Origin of the sequence: Arthrobacter sp. N1, assembly GCF_048288285.1 — a bacterium.
In the GTDB taxonomy this organism is placed as follows: Bacteria; Actinomycetota; Actinomycetes; order Actinomycetales; family Micrococcaceae; genus Arthrobacter_D.
In genome coordinates, this window is sequence record NZ_CP102608.1 from 2,765,279 (window position 1) to 2,786,827 (window position 21,549).

Here is a 21,549-nt window from a genome sequence, read left to right on the forward strand (position 1 = left end):
GGTCAGCCTTCCGTTCGTGGGGTGGCGCCGGCCCCGGCGCGCACGGGGATCGCGGAGCCGAGATCGGTCCGGCGTGCCCGGGCCTCGAGTTCCGCCTCCGTGGCCGGGCGTCTCTGGCCACGTTCCTCGACGAGGACGATCGACTGGTCCGCGGCGTCCGGCGCGTTGACGAAGGACCGGAAGCGGCGGAGCCGGTCCGGGTCCCTGAGCGTCGCGGACCACTCGTCCTCGTAGTGCTCCACGTGCCGGGCCATGGCCGCCTCCAGGTCCTCGCCGATGCCGAGGGAATCCTCGACGACGACGCTGCGCACGTGGTCGAGACCGCCGTCGAGGTCGTCCATCCAGCGGGCGGTGCGCTGCATCCGGTCCGCCGTCCGGATGTAGTACATGAGGTAGCGGTCGATGTACCGGATCAGGGTCTGCCCGTCGAGGTCCTGGGCGAGGAGCTGTGCGTGGGCGGGCTGGAACCCGCCGTTGCCGCCCACGTAGAGGTTCCAGCCCTGGTCCGTGGCGATCACGCCGACGTCCTTGCTGCGGGCCTCGGCGCATTCTCGGGCACACCCCGAGACGCCCATCTTGAACTTGTGCGGCGCGCGCAGCCCGCGGTACCGCAGTTCGAGGTCGATCGCCATGGCCACCGAGTCCTGGACGCCGAACCGGCACCAGGTGGACCCGACGCAGGACTTCACGTTCCGCAGCGCCTTGCCGTACGCCTGGCCGGACTCGAACCCGGCCTCGACGAGGATCTTCCAGATGTCCGGCAGCTGCTCGAGCCGCGCGCCGAAGAGGTCGATGCGCAGCGCGCCCGTCAGCTTCACGTACAGGCCGAACTGCTCCGCCACCTGCGCGATCACCGCGAGTTTCTGCGGGGTGATCTCGCCTCCCGGGATGCGCGGCACCACGGAGTAGGTGCCGTTGCGCTGCATGTTCGCCAGCGCCCGGTCGTTGGTGTCCTGCAGCGTGCCGCGGCCGCCGTCGAGCACGTACTCGCCACGCTGGGTCGCGAGGATGGACCCGATGGCCGGCTTGCAGATGTCGCAGCCGTGACCGGCCCTCGCCTCGTCGGTGGTGCCGAAACGCCGGATGATGTCGGTGAAGGAGCTGAGGTCGAGCGCCTGGATGGCCTCGAACAGCTCGGGACGGGAAATCCCGAAGTGCTCGCACAGCCCCCGGGAGACCGTGCGCCCCGCCTTCGTGAGTTCACCGTCGAGGAGCTTCTTGAGCATCGGGACGCAGGAGCCGCACTGCGTCCCGGCCCGCGAGCAGGCCTTGAGTGACGGCAGGTCGAGAGCGGGCTCCACCGCCGAGCCGTCCTCCGCCGTCCCATGGACCGCCGAGCGGCAGGCCCCCGCCGTCACGTTGTTGCAGGAGCAGAGCACGACGTCGTCCGGCAGCTCGGACTGCGGGGCCTCGCTGCCGCCCGCGGAGGAGAGGTACGCGCCGGGTTCGGCGGGGAGTTCGCGTCCGAGGAGCGGCCGCAGCGCCGAGTAGGGGGTGGCGTCGCCGACGAAGATCCCGCCCAGCAGAATCTTCGCGTCATCGGTGACCACGAGCTTCTGGTAGAGCCCGCGTGCGGGGTCTGCGTAGACGATCTCGAGGCTGCCCTCGGTGTCGGCGAGCGCATCCCCGAAGCTCGCCACCTCCACGCCGGAGAGTTTGAGCTTGGTCGCCGTGTCGAAGCCGGCGAAGCTCGAGACCCCGCCGAGGATCCCGTCGGCGCAGACCTCGGCCATGGCGTTCGCCGGCGCCACCAGCCCCATGCTGACGCCACCGTAGCTGGCCACCTCGCCGATCGCCCAGACGCCCGGCACCGACGTCTCGCAGGACGCGCTGATGATCACGCCACCGCGCGGTGCGGTCGCCAGGCCTGCATCGCGGGCCAGCTCGTCCCGGGGGCGGATGCCGACGGCGAAGACCACCAGATCCGCGGGGAGCACCGCCCCGTCGCTGAGGCCCACGGCCGTGACCCGGCCGTCGTCGTCCCTGTCGATCGAGGTCGGAGCCCCGCCGCAGTGAAGGCCGAGCCCCTTGGCGGCGATGAGGCGGCCGAGGGCCTGGCCGCCGCCCTGGTCGAGCTGTGCGTTCATGAGCCAGCCGGCGCGGTTCACCACCGTGGCGTCGGCGCCGAGGACCTGCAGCCCGCCCGCGGCCTCGAGCCCGAGGAGCCCGCCGCCCACCACGACGGCGCGCGGCGGCCGCCCGAGGTCCTCCGCGAGTCTCGCCGTCTCAGTCCGCAGCCACTGCACGTCGTCGAGCGTGCGGTAGACGGCAGCGTGCTCGCCGTTGGGCACCGGCAACCGCACGGCATCCGAGCCGGTGGCGAGGACGGCGTCGTCGTACGCGTAGACCGTCCCGGACGCGCCGATGACACAGCGTGCCGCCGTGTCGAGCCGCACGGCGCGCTCACCCGTGACGAGGCGGATGGTGGGTTCGCGCCACATGAGGGGTTCACCGAGGGTGAGATCGACGTCGCCCGTGAGCGCCGAACTCAGCGCCACGCGATCGTAGGGCGCGTGCTCCTCCTCGGTCAGGACGGTGATGTGCAGTCCGTCCGTGCCGCGCCGCCAGAGCGCCTCGACGAAGCGGTGGGCCGCCGGGCCGCCACCGACGACGACAATGCGGCGCTCCGCTCCTTGCGGGGAGTCCCCGGCGGGCCGTGGTGATCGCGTCTCGCTCATGGGTGCCTTCCGTCCGGACCTGGTGTCCCGTTCCTTGGCTCCCACAATACGAACGGGCAATTTCTCCCGTGTGTCACCGATGTGTCGCAACGTTAACTTCCGGCTCACGCGGCAGCCCGACCGCGGTGAGCCCGAAGTTACCCGCGCGCAACAGCGGCGGGACGCACCCGACACGCGCGGTGCCTAGCGTGGGATGCAGCCCGACCTCTGCCCGACAGGAGAACCGACATGACCGAACTCGTCCTGCAGCGTCCCGTGAACGCGGGAACCACGGAGCCCATCTGGCGTCCGGTGTGCCGCCTCGACGACCTCGAGGAGTGCTGGGGCGAGGCCGCCCTGGTGGACGGCGAACAGATTGCCCTGTTCCGGCTGCCCGGCGACAAGCTGCACGCCGTCGGCAACATCGACCCCCGGACCCGCGCGGCCGTGATGGCCCGGGGAATCGTCGGGTCCCGAGGCGCAGCACCCACCATCGCCTCGCCGCTGCACAAGGAGGTGTACGACCTCGCGACCGGCACCTGCCTCTCGGGCGGCGAGTGCCTCCCGACCTATCCCGTCCGGAGCGTCGACGGCGTCGTCGAGGTCGGCCAGGCCACGTGATGCCGGGCCGGATGCTTGAATGTCACCCATGATCCTCGACGCCGCCGGTCCGCCGGTCCTCATCGCCTGCTCGCACGGGACGGACAACGCGCAGGGGCGCCGCGAGATCGATGCCGTCCGCGCCGGCATCTCCGCCCTCCGACCGGACCTCGACGTCGTCGAGGCCTATGTGGACGTGCAGGAGCCCGACCTCGTGGACGTCATCGCCGCGCTCCCCGAGGGGCGGTCCGCCGTCATCGTCCCCCTGCTCCTCTCGGTCGGCTACCACGTGAAGGTGGACATCGCGCGGGCGGCCGCCCGCAGGCCGGGAACGGTCTCCGCCCTGCCGCTGGGCCCGGATCCTCGCCTGGCCCGGGTCCTGCAGGAGCGGCTCGCCGACGCGGGGGTGCCCGACGATGCCGCCGTGGTCCTCGCTGCCGCCGGATCCTCTGATGCCTGCGCGGCGGAGGACGTGGGCGAGGTGCTCGCGGTCCTCGCCGGCCTCCGGACCGGGCCGGTGAGCGCCGGTTTCGGGTCGAAGGCATCGCCGTCCGTGCCGGCGGCGGTCGCCGCGTTCCGATCGGCCGGGCAGGAACGGGTGGCGCTCGCCTCCTACCTCCTGGCTCCCGGATACTTCCACGACCAGCTGGCCCGGGCACAGGCCGACGTCGTCACCGCTCCCCTGCTGCCGAGCCCCCTCGTCGCCGAGCTCGCGGTGGTGCGGTACGACGACGCCGTCGCGCGCATCCCCGGTCCGGCCCGCACGACGACGCCCTGTCCACGTCCCTGCCGCGCGCTGGTCCGGACCTGCGTGCGCAGCGCAGCGATGCAGACCGCCTGACACCCCGGAGCCGACCTTCGCTCCCCGGGCACGGGCGTGTCCGAGGAGTCAGCGCCGGCATCAGCCACACCACCCCGCCCTCCTTCCCGCGCCGGCCCCCACCTGACACAGTGTTGGGATGAACCTCGACATCGCCGCGTTCCGTGCGCACTTCCCCGCCCTTCTCACCGGCATCGCCTTCTTCGACGGGCCGGGCGGAACGCAGGCCCCCGCGGCCGTGGGAGCGGCGATGGCCGGGGCCATCACCGGGCCGCTGTCCAACCGCGGCTCCGGCGTGCTCTCGGAGACCAACGCCGACGCAGCGGTCGGCGGATTCCGGCAGGCGATGGCCGACCTGCTCGGCGCCCATCCCCGCGGCGTCGTCTACGGGCGGAGCGCCACGCAGCTCGCCTACGACTTCTCCCGCCACCTCGCCAAGTCCTGGGGGCCCGGTGATGAGGTCGTCGTGTCGCGCCTGGACCATGACTCGAACATCCGCCCCTGGCTGCAGGCCGCCGAGGCGGTCGGCGCCACCGTACGGTGGATCGAGTTCGATCCGGGGACCACGGAGATCGACGAAGCGTCCGTCGCAGCCGCGATCACCGGGCGCACCAGGCTCGTGGCCGTCACCGCCGCGTCGAACCTCCTCGGCACCAAACCGCCGCTGCGCCGCATCGCGGATGCCGCGCACGCGGTCGGCGCCCTGGTCTATGTCGACGGCGTGCACTACACCGCTCATGCCGCGGTCGATGTGCAGGAGCTGGGAGCCGACTTCTTCGCCTGTTCGCCCTACAAATTCCTCGGGCCGCACTGCGGGGTCCTGGTGGCCGACCCGGAGCTGCTGGAGTCGCTGCAGCCGGACAAGCTGCTGCCTTCCACGAACGAGGTGCCCGAGCGGTTCGAGTTCGGCACCCTCCCGTACGAGATCATGGCCGGGGTCACGGCCACCGTCGATTTCCTCGCCGCGATCGCGCCGGGCACGGCGACCGGGCGCCGCGCGCGCCTCCTCGCCTCCGCCCAGGTGCTCGACGCGCACGAACTCACGCTGCGGCACCGCCTGGAGGCAGGGCTGGCCGAGCTCGGCGAGGCCGTCACGCTGCACAGCCGGGCACGGGAGCGGACACCGACGCTGCTGGTGACCTTCCCGGGACGGTCCTCCGCCGACGCCTACCGGTATCTCGCGGATCGCGACGTCCTCGCACCGGCAGGGTCCTTCTACGCCTACGAGGCCTTCCGCCGGCTGGATCTCGAGGACAGCGCCGCGCTGCGCATCGGCGTGGCTCCCTACAACGACGACGACGACGTCGACCGCCTCCTGGCCGGGCTCGGCGCCTTCGTCGCTCAGTAGCCTCAAATGCCGCAGGTGCCGCGGCGGCCCAGGCCCATCATCCCTTCCCGTGACCATTAAAGGATTTGACCATCGTGAAGCGTCCACTCCCCCTTGCAGCCCTGTCCCTGACCGCCCTGATCACCCTCTCCGCCTGCGGTTCCTCCTCCGGCGGAGACATGGAGGGGATGGACATGGCCCAGGAGAGTTCCGCCGCCCCCACCGCCGGGTCCGGCGCCGGGGCTTCGTCGGGTGCCCCTGACGAGGCCCCGGCCGAGCACAACGACGCGGACGTCCTGTTCGCGCAGATGATGATCCCCCATCACCGGCAGGCGGTGGAGATGAGCGGGATGATCCTCGCCAAGGACGGCCTCGAGCCGCAGGTCACCGGGCTGGCGACCACGATCAGGAACGCCCAGGACCCCGAGATCGAAACGATGACCGGTTGGCTCGGGGCCTGGGGCGAGCCGTTGGAACCCGAGGACGCCATGGAAGGCCACGACATGGGTGACATGGGTGGCTCGGGGACCATGAACGGCATGATGAGCGAGGACCGGATGGTCGAGCTCGCTTCGGCTGACGGTCCCGACGCGTCACGCCTCTTCCTCGAGTCCATGACGGCCCATCACGAGGGCGCGATCGGGATGGCGCAGGACCAGCTCGACGACGGCCGGTACCCCGAGGCTCTCGAACTCGCAGCGACCATCGTGGAGACCCAGCAGGCCGAGATCGACGCGATGGAGCAGGTGCTCGCCGCCCTGTAGTCCGCTGGGCGGCGCCGGCCGTGGCGAGGGCGACGGCTGCCGTGGCCTGGCCCGCAGCAGCACCGACCCTGTCCTGGGTCGCCGGTACGCCGGCCGACTCGGGACGGAGGGCAGCAGGTCGGTCCATCCCGGGCAGCAGATGTGCGTTCGCCCCTCCGTGCCCGCCTGCGCACGGGTGGTGCGGCGCTGCTAGGCGACCGGCTCGAGGGACAGGCGCTCCTGCACCGTCGCGGCGAGGTCCTCCGCGATGCGCTGCGCGGTGTCCGTGTCCGCGGCCTCGACCATGACACGCACCACCGGCTCCGTGCCGGAGGGTCGCAGCAGGACGCGTCCCGTCTCCCCCAGCACCGCTTCGGCCTCGCGCACCGCGTCCTGGACGCCCTCGTCGGAGCCGGCCGCCGTCCGGTCCACGCCCCTGACGTTGATGAGCACCTGCGGGAGCTTGGTCATGACGGCGGCGAGTTCCTTGAGCGTCTTGCCCGTACCGGCCATCCGCGCCGCGAGCTGGAGGCCCGTGAGGACGCCGTCGCCCGTCGTCGCATACTCGGCGAAGATCACGTGGCCGGACTGTTCACCGCCGAGGCTGTAGCCGCCGTCGCGCATCCCCTCGAGGACGTAACGGTCCCCGACGCCGGTCTCCTTCAGGGTGATGCCGGCCTCGCGTAGCGCGATCTTGAGGCCCAGGTTGCTCATGACCGTGGCGACGAGGGTGTCGTCGCGGAGCTTCCCGGCGTCCCGCATGGCCAGCGCCATGACGGCCATGATTTCGTCGCCGTCCACGATGCTCCCCTCGTGGTCGACCGCGAGACAGCGGTCGGCGTCGCCGTCGTGGGCGATCCCGAGGTCTGCGCCGTGCTCGAGGACGGCGGCCTGCAGCTTCTCGAGGTGGGTGGAGCCGTAGCCGTCGTTGATGTTCACGCCGTCGGGATCCGCGCCGATGACCACGATCTCGGCGCCCGCGTTGCGGAACACCTCGGGCGAGCAGCCGCTCGCAGCACCGTGGGCACAGTCCAGCACCACGGTCAGTCCGTCGAGGCGGTGCGGGAGGGTCTGGAGGAGGTGCACCACGTAGCGGTCCTCGGCGTCGGCGAACCGCTGGATGCGTCCTACGTCGCCGGCGACGGGACGACGGTTCTCGTTGGCCATCTCCGCCTCGATGGCGTCCTCGAGCGCGTCACTGAGCTTTTTGCCGCCACGGGCCAGGAACTTGATGCCGTTGTCCGGCGCGGGATTGTGCGAAGCGGAGATCATGACGCCGAAATCGGCGTCCAGGTCCGCGACGAGGAACGCGGCTGCCGGTGTGGGGAGGACCCCGGCGTCGTACACGTCGACCCCGGAACTCGCGAGGCCGGCCTCGACGGCGGCCGCGATGAATTCACCGCTGATGCGGGGGTCACGCGCGATCACCGCGGTGGGCCGGCGACCGCCGTCGACCACGTTGTGCCCGAGGACGACCGCGGCGGCCTGTGCCAGCTGCAGGGACAGTTCGGCGGTGATCAGGCCATTGGCCAGACCTCGCACGCCATCGGTGCCGAATAACTTGCTCATCGTTGATCATCCTAAGTGAGGAACTCGAGACCGCTCAGGTGGGCCTCCATCAGGTTAAAGCACGATGCCCGCCCGGAAGGCCCGGACGGGCATCGAAATGCGGTGAAAAAATCAGCGCTTGGAGTACTGGGGCGCCTTGCGGGCCTTCTTGAGACCGGCCTTCTTGCGCTCGATGACGCGGGCGTCACGAGTCAGGAAGCCTGCCTTCTTGAGGGCGGGGCGGTTATTCTCGCGGTCGATCTCGTTCAGCGTGCGAGCGACACCGAGACGCAGCGCACCGGCCTGGCCCGAGGGGCCGCCACCGTGGATGCGGGCGATGACGTCGTACGCGCCGTCGAGCTCGAGGAGCTTGAAGGGATCGTTGACTTCCTGCTGGTGCAGCTTGTTCGGGAAGTAGTCGGCGAGCTCGCGCCCGTTGACGATCCACTTGCCGGTGCCGGGGACGAGGCGCACGCGGGCGACTGCTTCCTTACGGCGTCCGACGGCTCCGCCGCCGACGGTCAGGGCGGGGCGCTCCTTGACGGCGGTCTCGCTGCCTTCGGTGGACTCTGAGGTGTAGCTCGTGAGCTCCTCAGTCGGTTCGTTCAGCTCTTCAGTGTTCTGAGCCACGGTTCTCCTTGAAGTGATTTCTTAGTGTTGGTGGCCAGGACTACTGGGCGACCTGGGTGATTTCGTACGTGGTGGGCTGCTGCGCAGCGTGGGGGTGCTCCGCGCCGCGGTAGACCTTCAGCTTGCCGATCTGCTGAGCGGCGAGCGAGTTCTTGGGAAGCATGCCGCGGATGGCCTTCTCGACCGCGCGCTCCGGGTTCTTGTCCAGGAGCTCGACGTAGCTGGTCGACTTCAGGCCGCCCGGGTAACCCGAGTGGCGGTAGGCGCGCTTCTGCTCGAGCTTGGAGCCGGTGAGGGCCACCTTCTCGGCATTGATGATGATGACGAAGTCGCCCATGTCCATGTGGGGGGCGAACGTCGCCTTGTGCTTTCCGCGCAGCAGGATGGCTGTCTGGCTGGCGAGGCGGCCGAGCACAACGTCGGTTGCATCGATTACGTGCCACTGGCGGGAGATATCGCCTGGCTTCGGGGTGTACGTACGCACGGTTATGGCCTTCGTTTCTATTTCGGTGTCGCCCACATCCACGGAGTGCTCCGTGCCCGAGGGCTCAGCTTATTCATGCGCTACCGGAACTTCAGGTGAGGGCTGAAATACGACCAGTCATCCCGTAAAACTCGGCTCCGCCCCCGGGCCAGGTGGTTCTGCAACTGAACCGCTCCGGAGGGCGCAGACGTATCGAGCAGGGATACGCACAACGACTACCAAGATTAGCGTGCCCCGCTCCCATAGGCAAAACAGCGGGTGGATCTGCCCTACCCGGGAGCCCTAGAAGGCGGGAGGCGGTGGGCTTCTCTGCCGCGCGCGGCTGCGAGGAGCCGCACGACGACGCTTGGGCAGCGCGAGCGCAGGTTCTGCTCAGGAGCAGTGCAGCTTTGCGAGCGTTCACTCAGGATCAGGGCAGATCCGGTTCCTGCCGGCATCGCGTTGCTACTTTTCTGGCAGTGCTGGCGCTGGGCCAGCCGCACCGTCCCCTCAGGAGTCCCCCCATGTTCCTCGTTTCGAACACCCGCATGCACCTCCTCCCCCGTCTGGTCCGCAAGGAAGACGGCGCCACCGCCGTCGAGTACGGCATCATGGTCGCGCTCATCGCCGTCGTCATCATCGCCGCTGTGACCCTCCTCGGTGGAGGGCTGAAGACCTCCTTCGAGACGACTGCGTGCTCGCTCAAGGGCGGCACCTACACGGCTGCGGCTGCAGCCACTGACTCTACTGCTGCAGTCACCGGTGGTTGCAGCAAGTAGCAGGGCTTCGGGGGTGCTGCTCGAGTCGTGGGGCGGCACCCCTACCGATTCGACGGTCTGAGGACACATGAGATTTAGAGAGCGAGGAGCGGCCGCAGTGGAACTGGCGCTGGTCCTCCCGGTTCTTATCCTTCTTCTCCTCGGAATCATGGAGTTTGGTCGTGCATACAACACGCAGATATTGATGACCAACGCAGCGAGGGAAGGGGCGCGGGTGATGTCTATCTCGAAGGACCCCGCCCTCGCTCGTTCAGCCGCCATCGATGCAGCGTCGACGCTGAATCCGAAACTTGTGGCATCGAATATCGCCATCGCTTCAATCGGCCAGACAACGACCAATCTCTGTCCTTCGGGCAGCACGGCGACCGTCACCATCAGCTACCAGTTGACGAGCATGACACGAATCGCCGGCCCCTTTGCCATGACCGGCAAGGCGGCAATGCTGTGCGGCGGCTAGGACGTCCGATTCAATACCGGATTCGGTCCGGTGAGCGAGGTGCAGTCAGTGTCATCGTCGCCCTGCTCATGGTCGTGTTACTCGGTTTCGCTGCCCTGGCCATAGACGTCGCAATGATCGCGTCCGAACGGGCGCAACTACAAAATGGTGCAGATGCGTCTGCCTACGCCGTTGCGCAGAAGTGCGCAGCCAACCCGCTCGACTCCGCGTGCGCGACGACGTCGAGCCTCGCGGCGAGTCTCGCAAACCAGAATGCCCTCGATAGTCGCAGCAACATCAAGCAGATCGTGCTTGATACAACGGCTCGGAAAGTGACAGTCATTGCAGGCGCGCAGCAATCAGGCCAGGCTCCCAATCGGCTCTCCCTTCTGTTCGCGAACGCACTGGGAATCAGTTCCAGCGAAGTGACCGCGACCTCGAGCGCCATCTGGGGTAGCCCCACCAAGGGGACGGCTCCGTTCCCTCTCGCCTTCTCCATCTGCCAGGTGCGGGGCCAGGTCAACGGATCACTCCAGCTCCTGCAGGCTCACGGAGACAACGCGAATCCTGACTGCAACTACGGGCCCTCAGGTGCAGCCGTCCCCGGAGGTTTCGGTTGGCTCACGCAGTCATCCGGCCAGTGCGGGGCATTCGTGGACATCGCAGTGCAATTGGGCGGCAGCGACACCGGCAATGACGGACCGAGCAACTGCAATTCGGTGATGAACGGGTGGGCGGCCGACATTTCTGCCGGTAGGCCCGTGACACTCCTCCTACCGGTGTTCGATCAGGTGACTGGGACGGGCAGCGGGGCCCAGTACCACCTCGTGTACTTCGCTGCCTACGAGGTGAAGGGGTGGGCCTTCAGCGGAAACAACAGCCTGCCGAAGACCTTCAATACCTCCGTGACCAACGGGTCAGTGACCAAAAGCTGTAACGGCAATTGCCGCGGCATCATCGGGTCCTTCGTCAAATACGTCTCCCTTGCAGACGGTTACACCCTCGGACCCGTGTCCAACGGCGGGGTCACCATCGTCCGCCCCGTGCTCTAGAACCTTCCAGGGAAGAACCACCATGAAATCCCGTCTCCTCGCCGGCGCCGCCGCCGTCGTCCTCGCGCTCGTCGGAGCCATGCTGCTGTACGGCTACGCGCAGGGCGCCGAAGCACGCGCCGTCGAGGGTCTCGATCCGCTGTCCGTTCTTGTCGTAGCGACCGAGATTCCCGCCGGAACGCCGACCGCCGAGCTGATGCCTTTCCTGACCACGGAGAGCCTGCCGTCCACCGCGGTGAGTGCAACCGCCCTGAAAGACCTCGACGCGTCTGCGGGCAAAGTCACCTCGGTGGTCCTCATGCCCGGTGAACAGGTGCTTGCCGAGCGGCTCGTCGACCCTGACGACGCGGCGATCACAGGCAGCGTCGCCGTGCCTGACGGCCTGCAGGAAGTCTCGTTCACGATCGAGCCGGACCGGGCGGTCGGCGGAAAGATCACGCCGGGCGACACCGTCGGCATCTTTGTCTCGCTGGAGAGCGGCGGCCTCGAGGAGACCCCGGACGTCCCCACCACGAAGCTCGCCCTGCACAAGATCCTCGTCACCTCCGTTCAGCGTGCCCCTACTGCCGCCGCCGTCGACCCGGCTGCCGATCCCGAAGCACAGGCGCGAGCTGAAGCGGAAGCCCTGCCGAGCGGTTCGCTCATGCTTACGGTCGCGGTGGACACCGCCCAGGCGACCAAGATCGTCCACGCGAACCAGAACGCCACCCTGTGGCTGAGCAAGGAATCCGACACCACGATCGAGGGCGACTCCCCGATCGTCGAGAACAAGGAACTGTACCGATGAGCCGATTCGTCCTGATCACTCCGAGCTCCGACTTCGAGCAGAAGGTCCGCCTCGCGATTGCCGGCGGGCTGCAGGGGCACGTGAAGAGCCTGCCCGCGAGCGTCCTGGGGGGCGACACCGACGCCGTGCTCGAACAGCTGGCGATCGAGCTCCCGGAGGTCCTGGTCTTCGGGCCCGGCGTCGCCATCGAGGATGCTCTACGTCTGGCCATTATCGTGGACGTGACTTTCCCCGCGATCAGCGTGGTGCTCGTCCACGACGATCACCCGGATATTGCCCTCCAGGCCATGAGGGCCGGCGTTCGCGACATCCTGAGCCCCCTTGCCGACGTGCCGAGTATCCGTGCGCAGCTCGAACGCGCCTGCCATGCCTTCGCGACCCGCCAGCGCTCCACGCAGCAGCTGCCGATCGAGAAGCAGACCGGCCTCGTCATCGGGGTCTTCTCGCCGAAGGGTGGCGTCGGTAAGACGACCATCGCCACGAATCTCGCGGTCGGTCTCGGCAAGCTGGCACCCATGAGCGTCGTCATCGTGGACCTCGACCTCCAGTTCGGCGATGTGGCGACCGGCCTGTACCTCAACCCGGAGTACTCGGTACTGGATGCCGTCTCCGGAGCCGCCACGCAGGACACCATGGTGCTGAAAGCCTTCCTCACAGCCCATCCCTCCGGCATCTACGCCCTGTGCGGTCCACGCAACCCGGCCGACGCCGACCGCATCTCCTCCGAGCAGATCACGCGACTCATTCAGCAGCTCGCGCTCGAGTTCCGCTACGTGGTCGTCGATACCGGCCCCGGGTTGACGGAGCCGAGCCTTGCGGCCCTGGAACAGTGCACCGATGCCGTGTGGGTCACCGGCATGGATGTGCCGAGCGTCCGCGGCCTGCGTTCCGGACTCGATGTCCTGAGCAAGCTCAATCTTCTTCCCGAGACGCGTCATGTGGTCCTCAATTTCGCCGACACGAAGACGGGGCTGTCCGTCCAGGACATCGAAGCGACCCTCGCCGCGCCCGTCGACGTGTCCATCCCCCGGTCCCGCGCCCTCACTCTGGCGACGAACCGCGGCGTCCCACTCCTGCAGGACAAGGTACGCGACCCCGCCACCAAGAGCCTGAACGACCTCGTCCAGCGATTCGATCACGCCTGGCGCGCGGCTTCGCAGCGCAAAGCGCACCGCCGGGTCGTGGTCCGGTGAAGCTTTCCGCCCGCATCCAGGCGGCCGGCCTCTCCCCTGCCGTGCCCGCAGTACAAGCCGTGGGAGCTGTCGAGACGCTCGAGGAGGCCCGTCCAGCCACCCTCGCTCCCGCCGTCGCACGGGAGCCGGCCGACAAGCCGGTCACAGCGAGGCTGGATGTCTTCGCAGGCCTCAAGCAACGTGCGGCATCCGCTCTCTTCGAACGCATGGGCGTCCGCGCCAGCGACACCTCGATCAGCGAGGACGATCTCAAAGCCGTTGCCCGTGAGGAACTGAGCCAGATCATCGACGCCGAGCAGGTGCCGCTGAGCCCCGACGAGCGCCGCCGCCTCATCCAGGATGTGGCCGACGACGTCCTCGGCTTCGGCCCGCTACAGCGCCTCCTCGACGACGCGACGGTCACCGAGATCATGGTGAACCGCATGGACCAGATCTATGTGGAGCAGAAGGGTCGGCTGACCCTGAGCGAATCGCGCTTCAGTTCCGAGGAGCACCTCCGCCGTGTCATCGAGCGCATCGTCTCCAAGGTGGGCCGCCGCATCGACGAATCCTCGCCGTTCGTCGACGCTCGGCTCGAGGACGGCTCGCGTGTCAACGCGGTGATCCCTCCACTGGCCGTCAACGGATCCTCCCTGACCATCAGGAAGTTCAGCAAGGTCCCTCTCACCGTCCAGAATCTGATCGACTTCGGGACCCTGACGCCCGAGATGGCCGAGCTCCTGGACGCGTGCGTGAAGGCGAAGCTCAACATCATCGTCTCCGGCGGTACGGGTACTGGAAAGACCACACTTCTCAATGTGCTGTCGTCCTTCCTGCCAGGGGACGAACGGATTGTCACCATCGAGGACGCCGTGGAGCTGCAGATCCAGCAGCAGCACGTGGTGCGTTTGGAGAGCCGCCCGCCGAACACCGAGGGCAAGGGGGCCGTCACCATCCGCGACCTCGTGCGTAACTCGCTCCGCATGCGACCCGACCGGATCGTCATCGGGGAGGTCCGCGGCGGGGAGTCCCTCGACATGCTGCAGGCGATGAACACCGGTCATGATGGCTCACTCTCGACCGTCCACTCCAACTCCCCCAGGGACGCCGTCGCGCGGTTGGAGACCCTCGTCCTCATGGCCGGGATGGATCTGCCGCTGCGTGCTATCCGCGAACAGATTGCCTCCGCGGTCCATCTGGTCGTGCAGATCTCCCGCCTCCGTGACGGCAGCCGCCGCATCACGCACGTCACCGAGGTACAGGGCATGGAGGGAGACGTCGTCACCCTGCAGGACGCCTTCGTCTTCGACTACTCGGCCGGTGTGGACAGCAAGGGCCGCTTCCTCGGGAAGCCGGTCCCGACCGGTATCCGGCCCCGGTTCATGGAGCGTTTCGAGGACATGGGGATCACCGTCTCTCCCGCGGTCTTCGGGTCCGTCACGACCCTGGGCCGGTGACGGCGTGACCCTCGTCCTCCTAGGCGGCGTCGTGCTCCTGATCGGTTCCGCGGCCCTTATCCTTGTCGCCACGCGCCCCCTGCAGTCTCCCGTCCCGCTCGAGCGCCGGCGGCCGCCTGCCGAAGTGCCTGATTCGCAGCTCTCGCGGTTCGCCGGCGCGGCAGGGCGCGCCATGGACGCCTACCTGAACCGGCACCCGATGCGCTTCCTCGACCGCTCCACGCTGGAGACGGCGGGCGTGAAGCTGAGCCAGGCGGAGGTGTACCTGCTGGTCGCCCTGGCGGGCATCACCGGGCTTTTGCTCGGCTGGGGCCTGGTCGCCCCGGTGGTCGGGGTCCTCGCTCTCCTACTCGCGCCCGCCGCTGGGCACCTGACGGTGTCCTTCCTGACCGGGCGGCGGCGGCGCCGGTTCGACGCGCAGCTGGGCGATACACTGCAGCTCCTGACAGGGGGGCTACGTGCGGGCCACAGCATCCTGCGGGCGATCGACGCGGCGGCGACCGAGGCCGACAATCCGACATCAGAGGAGATGCGCCGCATCGTCGCGGAGACGAGCCTCGGAAAGGATCTGCTCGCGTCGCTGATCGACACCTCGCACAGGATGCAGAGCGAGGACTTCGCCTGGATCGCCCAGGCCATCCAGATCAACCGCGAGGTCGGCGGTGACCTCGCTGAGGTGCTCGACCAGGTAGGCCACACGATCCGCGAGCGCAGCGAGATCAAGGGACACATCAAGGCTCTTGCGGCTGAAGGGAAGTTCTCGGCCTACATCCTGGCGGCGCTGCCGTTCGGGATCGCGCTCATCCTCACGGTCATCAGTCCCGGCTACGTAGATCCGCTCTTCACCAAGCCGCTGGGCTGGGTGATGCTCGGAGGCGCTGCCGTGATGATGACCATCGGTGGGTTGTGGCTCCGTAAGATCATCGACCTGAAGTTCTGAGGGGAACACCATGGAACCGATCCTGCTCGCTTCACTTCTGCTCACCACAACGCCGATCGCCTACTTCACGTGGTCACTTCTTACGTCGGATACCAAGGTTCGCCGCACGGTGCAGCAGAACCTGAGCCAGGGCATGGGGCCAGCAAGTGCCGCCACGGAGCAGGCCAATCCCCTGCTGAAGCTCGGCCGACGGCTCACGCCGGACGCCTACGTCGCGAAGCTCGACCACCTCCTGAGCCTTGCGGGGCGCCCCGTGTCGATGCCCCTGGCGAAGGTGCTGACCGCCAAGCCACTCCTGGGACTCGCAGGAGGCCTCGCGGGCCTGCTCCTCCTGCAATCGAATGCGACCAGGATGTTCATCCTCCTCGCTCTCTTCATCACGGTGCTGGGCTACTTCGTGCCGGATCTCCTGCTCTACAGCAAGGGCCAGGAGCGCCAGAAAGCGATGGCCCTGGAACTCGCGAACACCCTCGACCAGATGCTGATATCCGTCGAGGCCGGACTCGGTTTCGAGAGTGCGATGCAGCGCGCGGGAGAGACGGGTAAGGGCCCCCTCGCCGAGGAACTGGTCCGGACGCTGCAGGACATGCAGGTGGGGCGCAGCCGCCGGGAGGCCTATCTCGCGATGGCGGAGCGCAGCAACATCCCGGAACTGCGAAGTTTCGTCAAGGCCATCGTGCAGGCCGATGCCTACGGGATCGCCCTCTCCGGGGTGCTCAGGACTCAGGCGAAAGTGATGCGCGTCAAGCGGCGCCAGCGCGCCGAGGAGAAGGCCATGAAGCTGCCGGTGGCGGTCCTGTTCCCCCTGCTGCTGTTCATCTTCCCTGTCCTGTTCATCGTGATCCTGGGGCCTGCCGTGCTGAACGTCATCGACACCTTCGCCGGTCAGTGATGAGCGGCGAAGGTGGGCAGCCGGTCCCGGACCAGCGACTCGTAGCATGCTCAAGCGAAGGCGCAGTTATCGCTCAGTATCAGCTAATGCCCTGCAGATGGTCAGACAGTGGCCGTAGCCTGACGGAGTGCCAGTGAATGCCGCCCCGATGGTCCTCCCGATCGTGGACCTCGCCGTCCTCTCCCTCCTCGAGAGCCAGCTCAACGATCCCCGACCCGCGCGCGCCTTCGCCCGCGACTACATCGCCGGCTTCCAGGACAGGTTCCTGCGCCTGACGCGGGCCATCGGCAACCGGGACCTCCCGTCGGCGCTCGACGCCGCCCTCAGCCTGCGCAACTCGTCGGCGATGGTGGGCGCGGCCCGGCTCTCCGCCATGGCCGAGACGTTCGAGCTCGCCGTCGTCTCCGCCGATCTGGACACCGCGCGGCGCACCCTGCCCGCCATCGAACTGTGCGGCCTGGCGACCATCAGCGAACTCGAGGAACGGTACCTCGCCCCCGCCTGACCGCCGACACGGCGATCAGGCGCGGGCGGGCGTCAACCGGTAGCCGACACCGCGGACGGTCTGCAGCCACCGCGGGCTTTTCGGATCCTCCTCGAGCTTCCGCCGCAGGTTACCGACGTGCACCTCGATGGCGCGCTCGTCGGAGTCGCTGATGTAGGTGTCCTCGCCGTAGTAGTCGCCGCGCACCACACGCACCAGGTCGGACTTCGTCCGCACGGCGCCGTTGCTGCGGAGCATCTCGTGGAGGAGGTCGAACTCACTACGGGTGAGGAGCAGGTCCCGCCCGTCGACGACCACGGTCCGCGCCGAGGCATCCAGCGCCAGCCCATTGTGCTGGAGGACCGACGACGGGGCAGCAGGGGCGGCGGCCTGAACAGCTGGGGTGGCAGGGACAACGACGGCGGACGGGGTCTCGGGCACGGCGCGCGGACGGCGGAGCATCGCTGCGATGCGGGCCCGGAGCTCACGCGGCCGGAAGGGCTTCGTCAGGTAGTCGTCGGCCCCGGACTGCAACGCCGTCAGCGTGTCGAGTTCATCACCGCGCGAGGTCAGCATCACCACATAGCAGTTGCTGAAATTGCGGATCCGCCGCAGGACCTCGTACCCGTCGATGTCGGGCAGACCGACGTCGACCGTCACCACCGTCGCCTCATGCTGCCGGACCAGGTCCACCCCGGATTTCCCCTCGGGCGCCACATGGACGTCGAACCCCGATTGCCGCAGGACCGCGCTCACGAGATTCCGTACGTCGGCATCGTCCTCGATGACCACCGCCACTCCCGGATCACTCACGCGGCGCCCCCCGTCTGACCTGCGCTGAGGCTCTGTCGACTCGTCATGAACCCCATTGTGCCTGCCGTCATCCCCTCTTGGTGTCGGCTACTGCCGCAAAATGCCGAGTCGGCTACATAATGGTACGCAGTACGTAGGTCTCAGCGTCCAAAGGTCTCTCACATGCGGTTCTCCCCCTACCCCCGGCCAACACGTGCCTAGCGACACCACGGCGCTTCGATTGCGCGCTGTCGCGTCGAAGGTCACCGTCCACCGATCCATCGTGCTCTGCCAGATCCCCCTGTCCGTGATCGTGGTCGTCATCGGCATCACCGGCCCCATCCTCCGGCCAGGGCTCATGTCGGATCCGACCTTCGAACTCGGGTTCTCGGCGATCCTCGTGCTCCTGGCGGTCTCCGTCCTCGTCCCGTGGCGAGAGCTGCCGCGCGGGAGCCTCCTGCTGATACCCGTCCTCGACTTCCCTGCGATCGCGCTGATCCGGGCAGGGGCGATGGAGTCCCAGCCCGCGCTCGGCGTGCTCGCCATCTTCCCGGTCCTCTGGCTCATGCGTTCGTCGCTCCCCACGTGGGCGGCACTGGCTCTGGCCACCGGGGGCTCGCTGCTGATCACGGCCTGGCCGTTGCTCGGAGCCTTCGACCCAGCCCTTGCCCACTCCTACCTGGGCGTGCTCCTGCTCCCGATCGTGATGCTCTGCATCGGCGTGATCGTGCGCATCATGAGCCTGAACGCCTGGGCCCGCGAGATCGAGATCGAGCAGAAGGACCGGGAACTCAATGAGCTCCTGCGCGCCGCCATCGACCGCGAACGCGTCCTCACGGCCATCCTGAACACGGTCGACGTCGGGCTCACCGCCGTGGATGCGCAGGGCACCACCACCATGACCAATCGTCAGCAGGAGTTGTTCAACCGGCTCGCTGCCGGGCCCGACGACGACGGCGGCACAGCGCCCAGCCTGGTCTTCGGCGCGGACCGGACCACCTGTCTGCCGGCGAACCGCCGGCCGATCTACCGAGCCCTGACGGGTGAGACCTTCGCCGACGAGTTGGTGTGGGTGGGCGACGGCGACGCCCAGCGTGCGCTCTCGACAGCCGCGCGGCCGATCACGAATGCGCAGGGCGAGCTCACCGGCGCCCTGATCGCCTGCAGCGACGTCACCGAACTGGTTGAGGCGGTGACCGCCAAGGACACCTTCATCTCGAACATCTCCCACGAGTTCCATGCGCCGCTGACCTCGGTCCTCGGCTACCTCGAGCTGGTCCTCGAGGACGAGCACCCGTTGCCGCCGCACCTCCGCGGCTACGTCGACGTCGCCGGCCGGAACGCGGAGCGTGTGCTGCACCTCGTCGCCGATCTCCTCTCCACCGCGGGTGACCAGGTCCGGGTGCACCCTCGGCCCGTCGATCTCGCGGCGCTCATCGAGATGAGTGTGCGTTCCAATCGCCTGCGGGCGCAGAAGAACCGGGTGAAGCTGCGGTCGGACGTCCAGGAGCCGCTCTGGACCCTCCTCGACCCGCTGCGGATCTCCCAGGTGCTCGACAACCTCCTGTCCAACGCCATCAAGTACTCGCCCGACGGCGGGATCGTGACGGTGCACGCGGAGGAGTCGGAGTCGGCCATCGCGATGCACGTCGAGGACCGCGGCATGGGCATGACCGAGCAGGAGGCCCAGCAGGTGTTCTCGCGTTTCTACCGCACCCCGTCCGCGCGGCGCGCGGACATCGCTGGCGCGGGCCTGGGCCTCGCCATCACCCGGTCCATCGTCGAGAGCCATGGCGGCTCCATCCGCTGCGCGAGTTCACCGGGCAAGGGCAGCCGCTTCACGGTGACGCTCCCGGTCAACGGTGAGGTGGGTCGGGTGCACCAACACTCCCTGGAGGAATCGGCCTAGGTGCAGGTTCTCGACGCATCGGTCCTCGGGGCGGTCCTCGCTGCAGTCCTCGCCTCGCTGCTGGCCCTGGTGGTCGTCGACCGCGCTGGACGCGATCCCCGTACGGCGCTCCCGCCCTCGGGCCGGGCTCCGCTCGCCGCCTTCGCGGGACTAGCCGCCGCCTGCGGGAGCCTGCTCCTCGAGGCGTGGTGGGAAGATCTCCTGGTGACGGTGTTCGCCGCCTTCGCCGTCGTGCTCGCAGCGATCGACGCGCGGACCAAGCTGTTGCCGAACGCCCTCGTCCTGCCCTTCGCCCTCGGCACGCTCGCGGTCCTGCTCGTGGCGGCTGTCGCGAGCGGATCGTGGTGGAGCCTGCTCGGCGCCCTCGGCGGAGGGCTGGCCCTGTTCGCGGTCTACCTCCTGCTGGCGCTCGTCTCACCCGCGGGCATGGGGATGGGCGACGTGAAGCTCGCCGCGGTCCTCGGCCTCTATGGCGGGTGGGCCGGCTACGCGGCGTGGATGTGCACGCTGCTCGGCGGATTCCTGCTGGGTGGCCTCGCGGGCGTCCTCGTCCTGGCGCTACGGCGCGGCACCCGCGGCACCACCTTCCCCTTCGGTCCCGGCATGCTCCTCGCGGCATTCGCCGGGCTCGTCCTCCTCGGCTAGTCCTGCTGCCGGTCAGATCCGGCCGGCAGTGTCCCCCGGAGCACGCTCACCCCGGAGTGGGTGGGATCGCCGTCGAGCGGCTCGTCCGAGACGTCGACGATGGGGAATTCCGCCAGGTCCACGCTGTCGGGGATCGTCAGGGAGCCGTCACCGCCGTGCAGCACACCCAGGCTGTACATGCGGTCCAGTCCGGGTGCGATCAGCCAGACCTCCTCGAAGCCGCCGGCCTCGCCCGCCGTCGACCGGACGTCGAGCGAGCGCACGCCGCCCTCGCCGGACACGACGGTCGCCGTCCCCTCCCCCGTGGATCCGTCGAGGGGTTCGAGCACCGTCTCCGCGAGCACCTCCGGTCCGGGTGGGGACGCGAAGACCTGGACGGCCCACAGTGCGCCACCGCCGACCAGCACGCCCACCGCGGCCGCGGCCGCCAGGTGACGCACACCCAGGGGTCGCCGGGACGATCGGCCCCTCATCGACGCGCCGTCCGCGGTCCGCGAGCCCGCCCCGACGGCCCGGAGTGCGTCATGGGTCGGAACCGTCCGCGTCAGGGGGTCCCCGAGCTGCGCCGGCTCGAGGCCGAGCTCCGCGTGGATGCCTGCCCACACCGCCGGATCCGGCGACTCGAGGGGGTCGTCATCGCCGGCGCGGGCCAGCCGGACGACCTCGTGGAGATCCTCGACCTCCATGGCACAGGTGTCGCATCCCTCGAGGTGGGCACGGCCGGACTCGTCGAGGTCCTCCCCGAGGGCGGCCAGGCTGATGGACTCGGGGTCAAGGTGCTGCATGCCAGGCCTCCAATCGGCGTCGTAGGTGGGTGAGACTTCGGCGGATGTGACTCTTGACGGTCCCGAGGGGCAACCGCAGCCGCGTGGCGATCTCCTGGTGCGTGAGGTCGTCGTAGAAGGCGAGCTTCAGGATCGACCGCTGGGGTTCCCCGAGCATCTCCAGCTCGGAATCGAGGACCACCCGATCCGCCAGTCCATCCATGATCTCGCTCCCCGGACCGGCGGAGCGGTGATCGGCCACGGTGGTCGCCAGATGGCCCAGGCGCTCGCGCCGGCGGCGCGCAGCGAGGGCATCGGCGATCACGTTCCGGTTGATGCCGAGCAGCCAGGCGGGCAAGCTCCCGGCCTCGGGGTCGAATCCCGACCGGAAGCGCCACGCCCGGATGAAGACCTCCTGCGTCGCGTCCGATGCGGCCTGGCGGTCTCCGAGGGCGCGGAGGGCCACGCTGAACACCAGCGGCGCATGAGCGCGGTAGGCCAGGGCCAGCCCTTCCTCACCACCGGTCGCGAACTGCAGCTCGGGAGTCCCGGCCGGCCCTCGACCTGAGGATGCCACGGTGCTCTCCTTCGGGCGGGGACGCTGGACGACGGCCTCCTGCGTCGACTCCGTCGCGCCCGTCCACATCTCGAT

General features: G+C 68.6%; 22 protein-coding genes. 15 read left to right on the forward strand and 7 right to left on the reverse strand.

Features of this window, described 5'->3' with window-relative positions; all coding sequences use genetic code 11:
- Nucleotides 1-2: 2 nt before the first annotated feature.
- Nucleotides 3-2,678 (reverse strand): nitrite reductase large subunit NirB, encoded by a 2,676-nt coding sequence (nirB, locus tag NVV32_RS12770; protein WP_422390415.1) that lies wholly within the window; start codon nucleotides 2,676-2,678, stop codon nucleotides 3-5.
- A 228-nt stretch (nucleotides 2,679-2,906) separates the two neighbouring features.
- Between nirB and nirD the strand changes: the two genes are divergently transcribed.
- The 4 genes from nirD (at nucleotide 2,907) to NVV32_RS12790 (ending at nucleotide 6,168) form a co-directional block, all read left to right on the forward strand.
- A complete protein-coding gene (nirD, locus tag NVV32_RS12775; protein ID WP_422390416.1) occupies nucleotides 2,907-3,278 on the forward strand; it encodes a nitrite reductase small subunit NirD in 372 nt (123 codons plus the stop codon).
- Nucleotides 3,279-3,297: 19 nt separating this feature from the next.
- Nucleotides 3,298-4,098 (forward strand): sirohydrochlorin chelatase, encoded by an 801-nt coding sequence (locus tag NVV32_RS12780; RefSeq protein ID WP_422390417.1) that lies wholly within the window; start codon nucleotides 3,298-3,300, stop codon nucleotides 4,096-4,098.
- 118 nt (nucleotides 4,099-4,216) lie between these two features.
- Complete coding sequence (locus tag NVV32_RS12785; protein WP_422390418.1) at nucleotides 4,217-5,425, forward strand: cysteine desulfurase-like protein; 1,209 nt, start codon at nucleotides 4,217-4,219, stop codon at nucleotides 5,423-5,425.
- 74 nt (nucleotides 5,426-5,499) lie between these two features.
- Nucleotides 5,500-6,168 carry a DUF305 domain-containing protein gene (locus NVV32_RS12790; RefSeq protein WP_422390419.1) on the forward strand — a complete coding sequence of 223 codons (669 nt, stop codon included), beginning with the start codon at nucleotides 5,500-5,502 and terminating at the stop codon, nucleotides 6,166-6,168.
- Nucleotides 6,169-6,357: 189 nt separating this feature from the next.
- Here the strand turns inward: NVV32_RS12790 and glmM are convergent, their stop codons facing one another.
- The 3 genes from glmM to rplM all read right to left on the reverse strand — a co-directional run bounded on the left by glmM (nucleotide 6,358) and on the right by rplM (nucleotide 8,809).
- Nucleotides 6,358-7,716 (reverse strand): phosphoglucosamine mutase, encoded by a 1,359-nt coding sequence (gene glmM, locus NVV32_RS12795; protein WP_055768158.1) that lies wholly within the window; start codon nucleotides 7,714-7,716, stop codon nucleotides 6,358-6,360.
- A 111-nt stretch (nucleotides 7,717-7,827) separates the two neighbouring features.
- Nucleotides 7,828-8,325, reverse strand: a complete 498-nt coding sequence (gene rpsI / locus NVV32_RS12800) for a 30S ribosomal protein S9 (RefSeq protein ID WP_055768155.1) — start codon at nucleotides 8,323-8,325, stop codon at nucleotides 7,828-7,830.
- Between the two features lie 40 nt (nucleotides 8,326-8,365).
- Nucleotides 8,366-8,809 (reverse strand): 50S ribosomal protein L13, encoded by a 444-nt coding sequence (rplM, locus tag NVV32_RS12805; protein ID WP_055768152.1) that lies wholly within the window; start codon nucleotides 8,807-8,809, stop codon nucleotides 8,366-8,368.
- 503 nt (nucleotides 8,810-9,312) lie between these two features.
- Here rplM and NVV32_RS12810 point away from each other — a divergent pair.
- The 9 genes from NVV32_RS12810 (at nucleotide 9,313) to NVV32_RS12850 (ending at nucleotide 16,808) form a co-directional block, all read left to right on the forward strand.
- On the forward strand, nucleotides 9,313-9,567 hold the full coding sequence (locus tag NVV32_RS12810; RefSeq protein WP_422390420.1) for a Flp family type IVb pilin: 255 nt from the start codon (nucleotides 9,313-9,315) through the stop codon (nucleotides 9,565-9,567).
- Nucleotides 9,568-9,664: 97 nt separating this feature from the next.
- Nucleotides 9,665-10,024, forward strand: a complete 360-nt coding sequence (locus NVV32_RS12815; RefSeq protein WP_422390421.1) for a TadE/TadG family type IV pilus assembly protein — start codon at nucleotides 9,665-9,667, stop codon at nucleotides 10,022-10,024.
- A gap of 68 nt (nucleotides 10,025-10,092) precedes the next feature.
- Entirely contained in the window at nucleotides 10,093-11,055 is a 963-nt protein-coding gene (locus NVV32_RS12820) for a Tad domain-containing protein (RefSeq protein ID WP_422390422.1), read from the forward strand.
- Nucleotides 11,056-11,077: 22 nt separating this feature from the next.
- Nucleotides 11,078-11,842 (forward strand): Flp pilus assembly protein CpaB, encoded by a 765-nt coding sequence (gene cpaB, locus NVV32_RS12825; protein WP_422390423.1) that lies wholly within the window; start codon nucleotides 11,078-11,080, stop codon nucleotides 11,840-11,842.
- On the forward strand, nucleotides 11,839-13,035 hold the full coding sequence (locus tag NVV32_RS12830; protein WP_422390424.1) for an AAA family ATPase: 1,197 nt from the start codon (nucleotides 11,839-11,841) through the stop codon (nucleotides 13,033-13,035). The genes cpaB and NVV32_RS12830 overlap by 4 nt, the downstream gene beginning before the upstream one ends.
- Nucleotides 13,032-14,471 carry a CpaF family protein gene (locus NVV32_RS12835; protein ID WP_422390425.1) on the forward strand — a complete coding sequence of 480 codons (1,440 nt, stop codon included), beginning with the start codon at nucleotides 13,032-13,034 and terminating at the stop codon, nucleotides 14,469-14,471. Before NVV32_RS12830 ends, NVV32_RS12835 begins: the two co-directional genes overlap by 4 nt.
- A gap of 124 nt (nucleotides 14,472-14,595) precedes the next feature.
- Nucleotides 14,596-15,411 carry a type II secretion system F family protein gene (locus tag NVV32_RS12840; protein WP_422390426.1) on the forward strand — a complete coding sequence of 272 codons (816 nt, stop codon included), beginning with the start codon at nucleotides 14,596-14,598 and terminating at the stop codon, nucleotides 15,409-15,411.
- Nucleotides 15,412-15,421: 10 nt separating this feature from the next.
- A complete protein-coding gene (locus NVV32_RS12845; RefSeq protein ID WP_422390427.1) occupies nucleotides 15,422-16,303 on the forward strand; it encodes a type II secretion system F family protein in 882 nt (293 codons plus the stop codon).
- Nucleotides 16,304-16,430: 127 nt separating this feature from the next.
- The gene (locus tag NVV32_RS12850) at nucleotides 16,431-16,808 is read left to right on the forward strand and encodes an Hpt domain-containing protein (RefSeq protein WP_157365754.1); all 378 of its coding nucleotides are present in this window, start codon (nucleotides 16,431-16,433) and stop codon (nucleotides 16,806-16,808) included.
- A gap of 15 nt (nucleotides 16,809-16,823) precedes the next feature.
- Here the strand turns inward: NVV32_RS12850 and NVV32_RS12855 are convergent, their stop codons facing one another.
- The gene (locus NVV32_RS12855) at nucleotides 16,824-17,600 is read right to left on the reverse strand and encodes a response regulator transcription factor (protein ID WP_055768127.1); all 777 of its coding nucleotides are present in this window, start codon (nucleotides 17,598-17,600) and stop codon (nucleotides 16,824-16,826) included.
- A 193-nt stretch (nucleotides 17,601-17,793) separates the two neighbouring features.
- On the opposite strand from NVV32_RS12855, the gene NVV32_RS12860 reads away from it, so the two are divergent.
- Together NVV32_RS12860 and NVV32_RS12865 are read left to right on the forward strand one after the other, a co-directional pair.
- On the forward strand, nucleotides 17,794-19,488 hold the full coding sequence (locus NVV32_RS12860) for a sensor histidine kinase (protein ID WP_422390428.1): 1,695 nt from the start codon (nucleotides 17,794-17,796) through the stop codon (nucleotides 19,486-19,488).
- A complete protein-coding gene (locus tag NVV32_RS12865) occupies nucleotides 19,489-20,133 on the forward strand; it encodes a prepilin peptidase (RefSeq protein ID WP_422390429.1) in 645 nt (214 codons plus the stop codon).
- On the opposite strand, the gene NVV32_RS12870 is transcribed toward NVV32_RS12865, so the two are convergent.
- Both NVV32_RS12870 and NVV32_RS12875 read right to left on the reverse strand, forming a co-directional pair.
- Nucleotides 20,130-20,918 (reverse strand): anti-sigma factor, encoded by a 789-nt coding sequence (locus tag NVV32_RS12870; protein ID WP_055768118.1) that lies wholly within the window; start codon nucleotides 20,916-20,918, stop codon nucleotides 20,130-20,132. The genes NVV32_RS12865 and NVV32_RS12870 overlap by 4 nt on opposite strands.
- Nucleotides 20,905-21,474 (reverse strand): RNA polymerase sigma factor, encoded by a 570-nt coding sequence (locus NVV32_RS12875; protein ID WP_422390430.1) that lies wholly within the window; start codon nucleotides 21,472-21,474, stop codon nucleotides 20,905-20,907. Before NVV32_RS12875 ends, NVV32_RS12870 begins: the two co-directional genes overlap by 14 nt.
- Nucleotides 21,475-21,549: the final 75 nt, after the last annotated feature.

Coding starts and splice junctions, on each gene's coding strand:
- nirB (WP_422390415.1), bottom strand. CDS start 2,678: ATGAGCGAGACGCGATCACCACGGCCCGCCGGGGACTCCCCGCAAGGA.
- nirD (WP_422390416.1), top strand. CDS start 2,907: ATGACCGAACTCGTCCTGCAGCGTCCCGTGAACGCGGGAACCACGGAG.
- NVV32_RS12780 (WP_422390417.1), top strand. CDS start 3,298: ATGTCACCCATGATCCTCGACGCCGCCGGTCCGCCGGTCCTCATCGCC.
- NVV32_RS12785 (WP_422390418.1), top strand. CDS start 4,217: ATGAACCTCGACATCGCCGCGTTCCGTGCGCACTTCCCCGCCCTTCTC.
- glmM (WP_055768158.1), bottom strand. CDS start 7,716: ATGAGCAAGTTATTCGGCACCGATGGCGTGCGAGGTCTGGCCAATGGC.
- NVV32_RS12810 (WP_422390420.1), top strand. CDS start 9,313: ATGTTCCTCGTTTCGAACACCCGCATGCACCTCCTCCCCCGTCTGGTC.
- NVV32_RS12820 (WP_422390422.1), top strand. CDS start 10,093: ATGGTCGTGTTACTCGGTTTCGCTGCCCTGGCCATAGACGTCGCAATG.
- cpaB (WP_422390423.1), top strand. CDS start 11,078: ATGAAATCCCGTCTCCTCGCCGGCGCCGCCGCCGTCGTCCTCGCGCTC.
- NVV32_RS12830 (WP_422390424.1), top strand. CDS start 11,839: ATGAGCCGATTCGTCCTGATCACTCCGAGCTCCGACTTCGAGCAGAAG.
- NVV32_RS12845 (WP_422390427.1), top strand. CDS start 15,422: ATGGAACCGATCCTGCTCGCTTCACTTCTGCTCACCACAACGCCGATC.
- NVV32_RS12870 (WP_055768118.1), bottom strand. CDS start 20,918: ATGCAGCACCTTGACCCCGAGTCCATCAGCCTGGCCGCCCTCGGGGAG.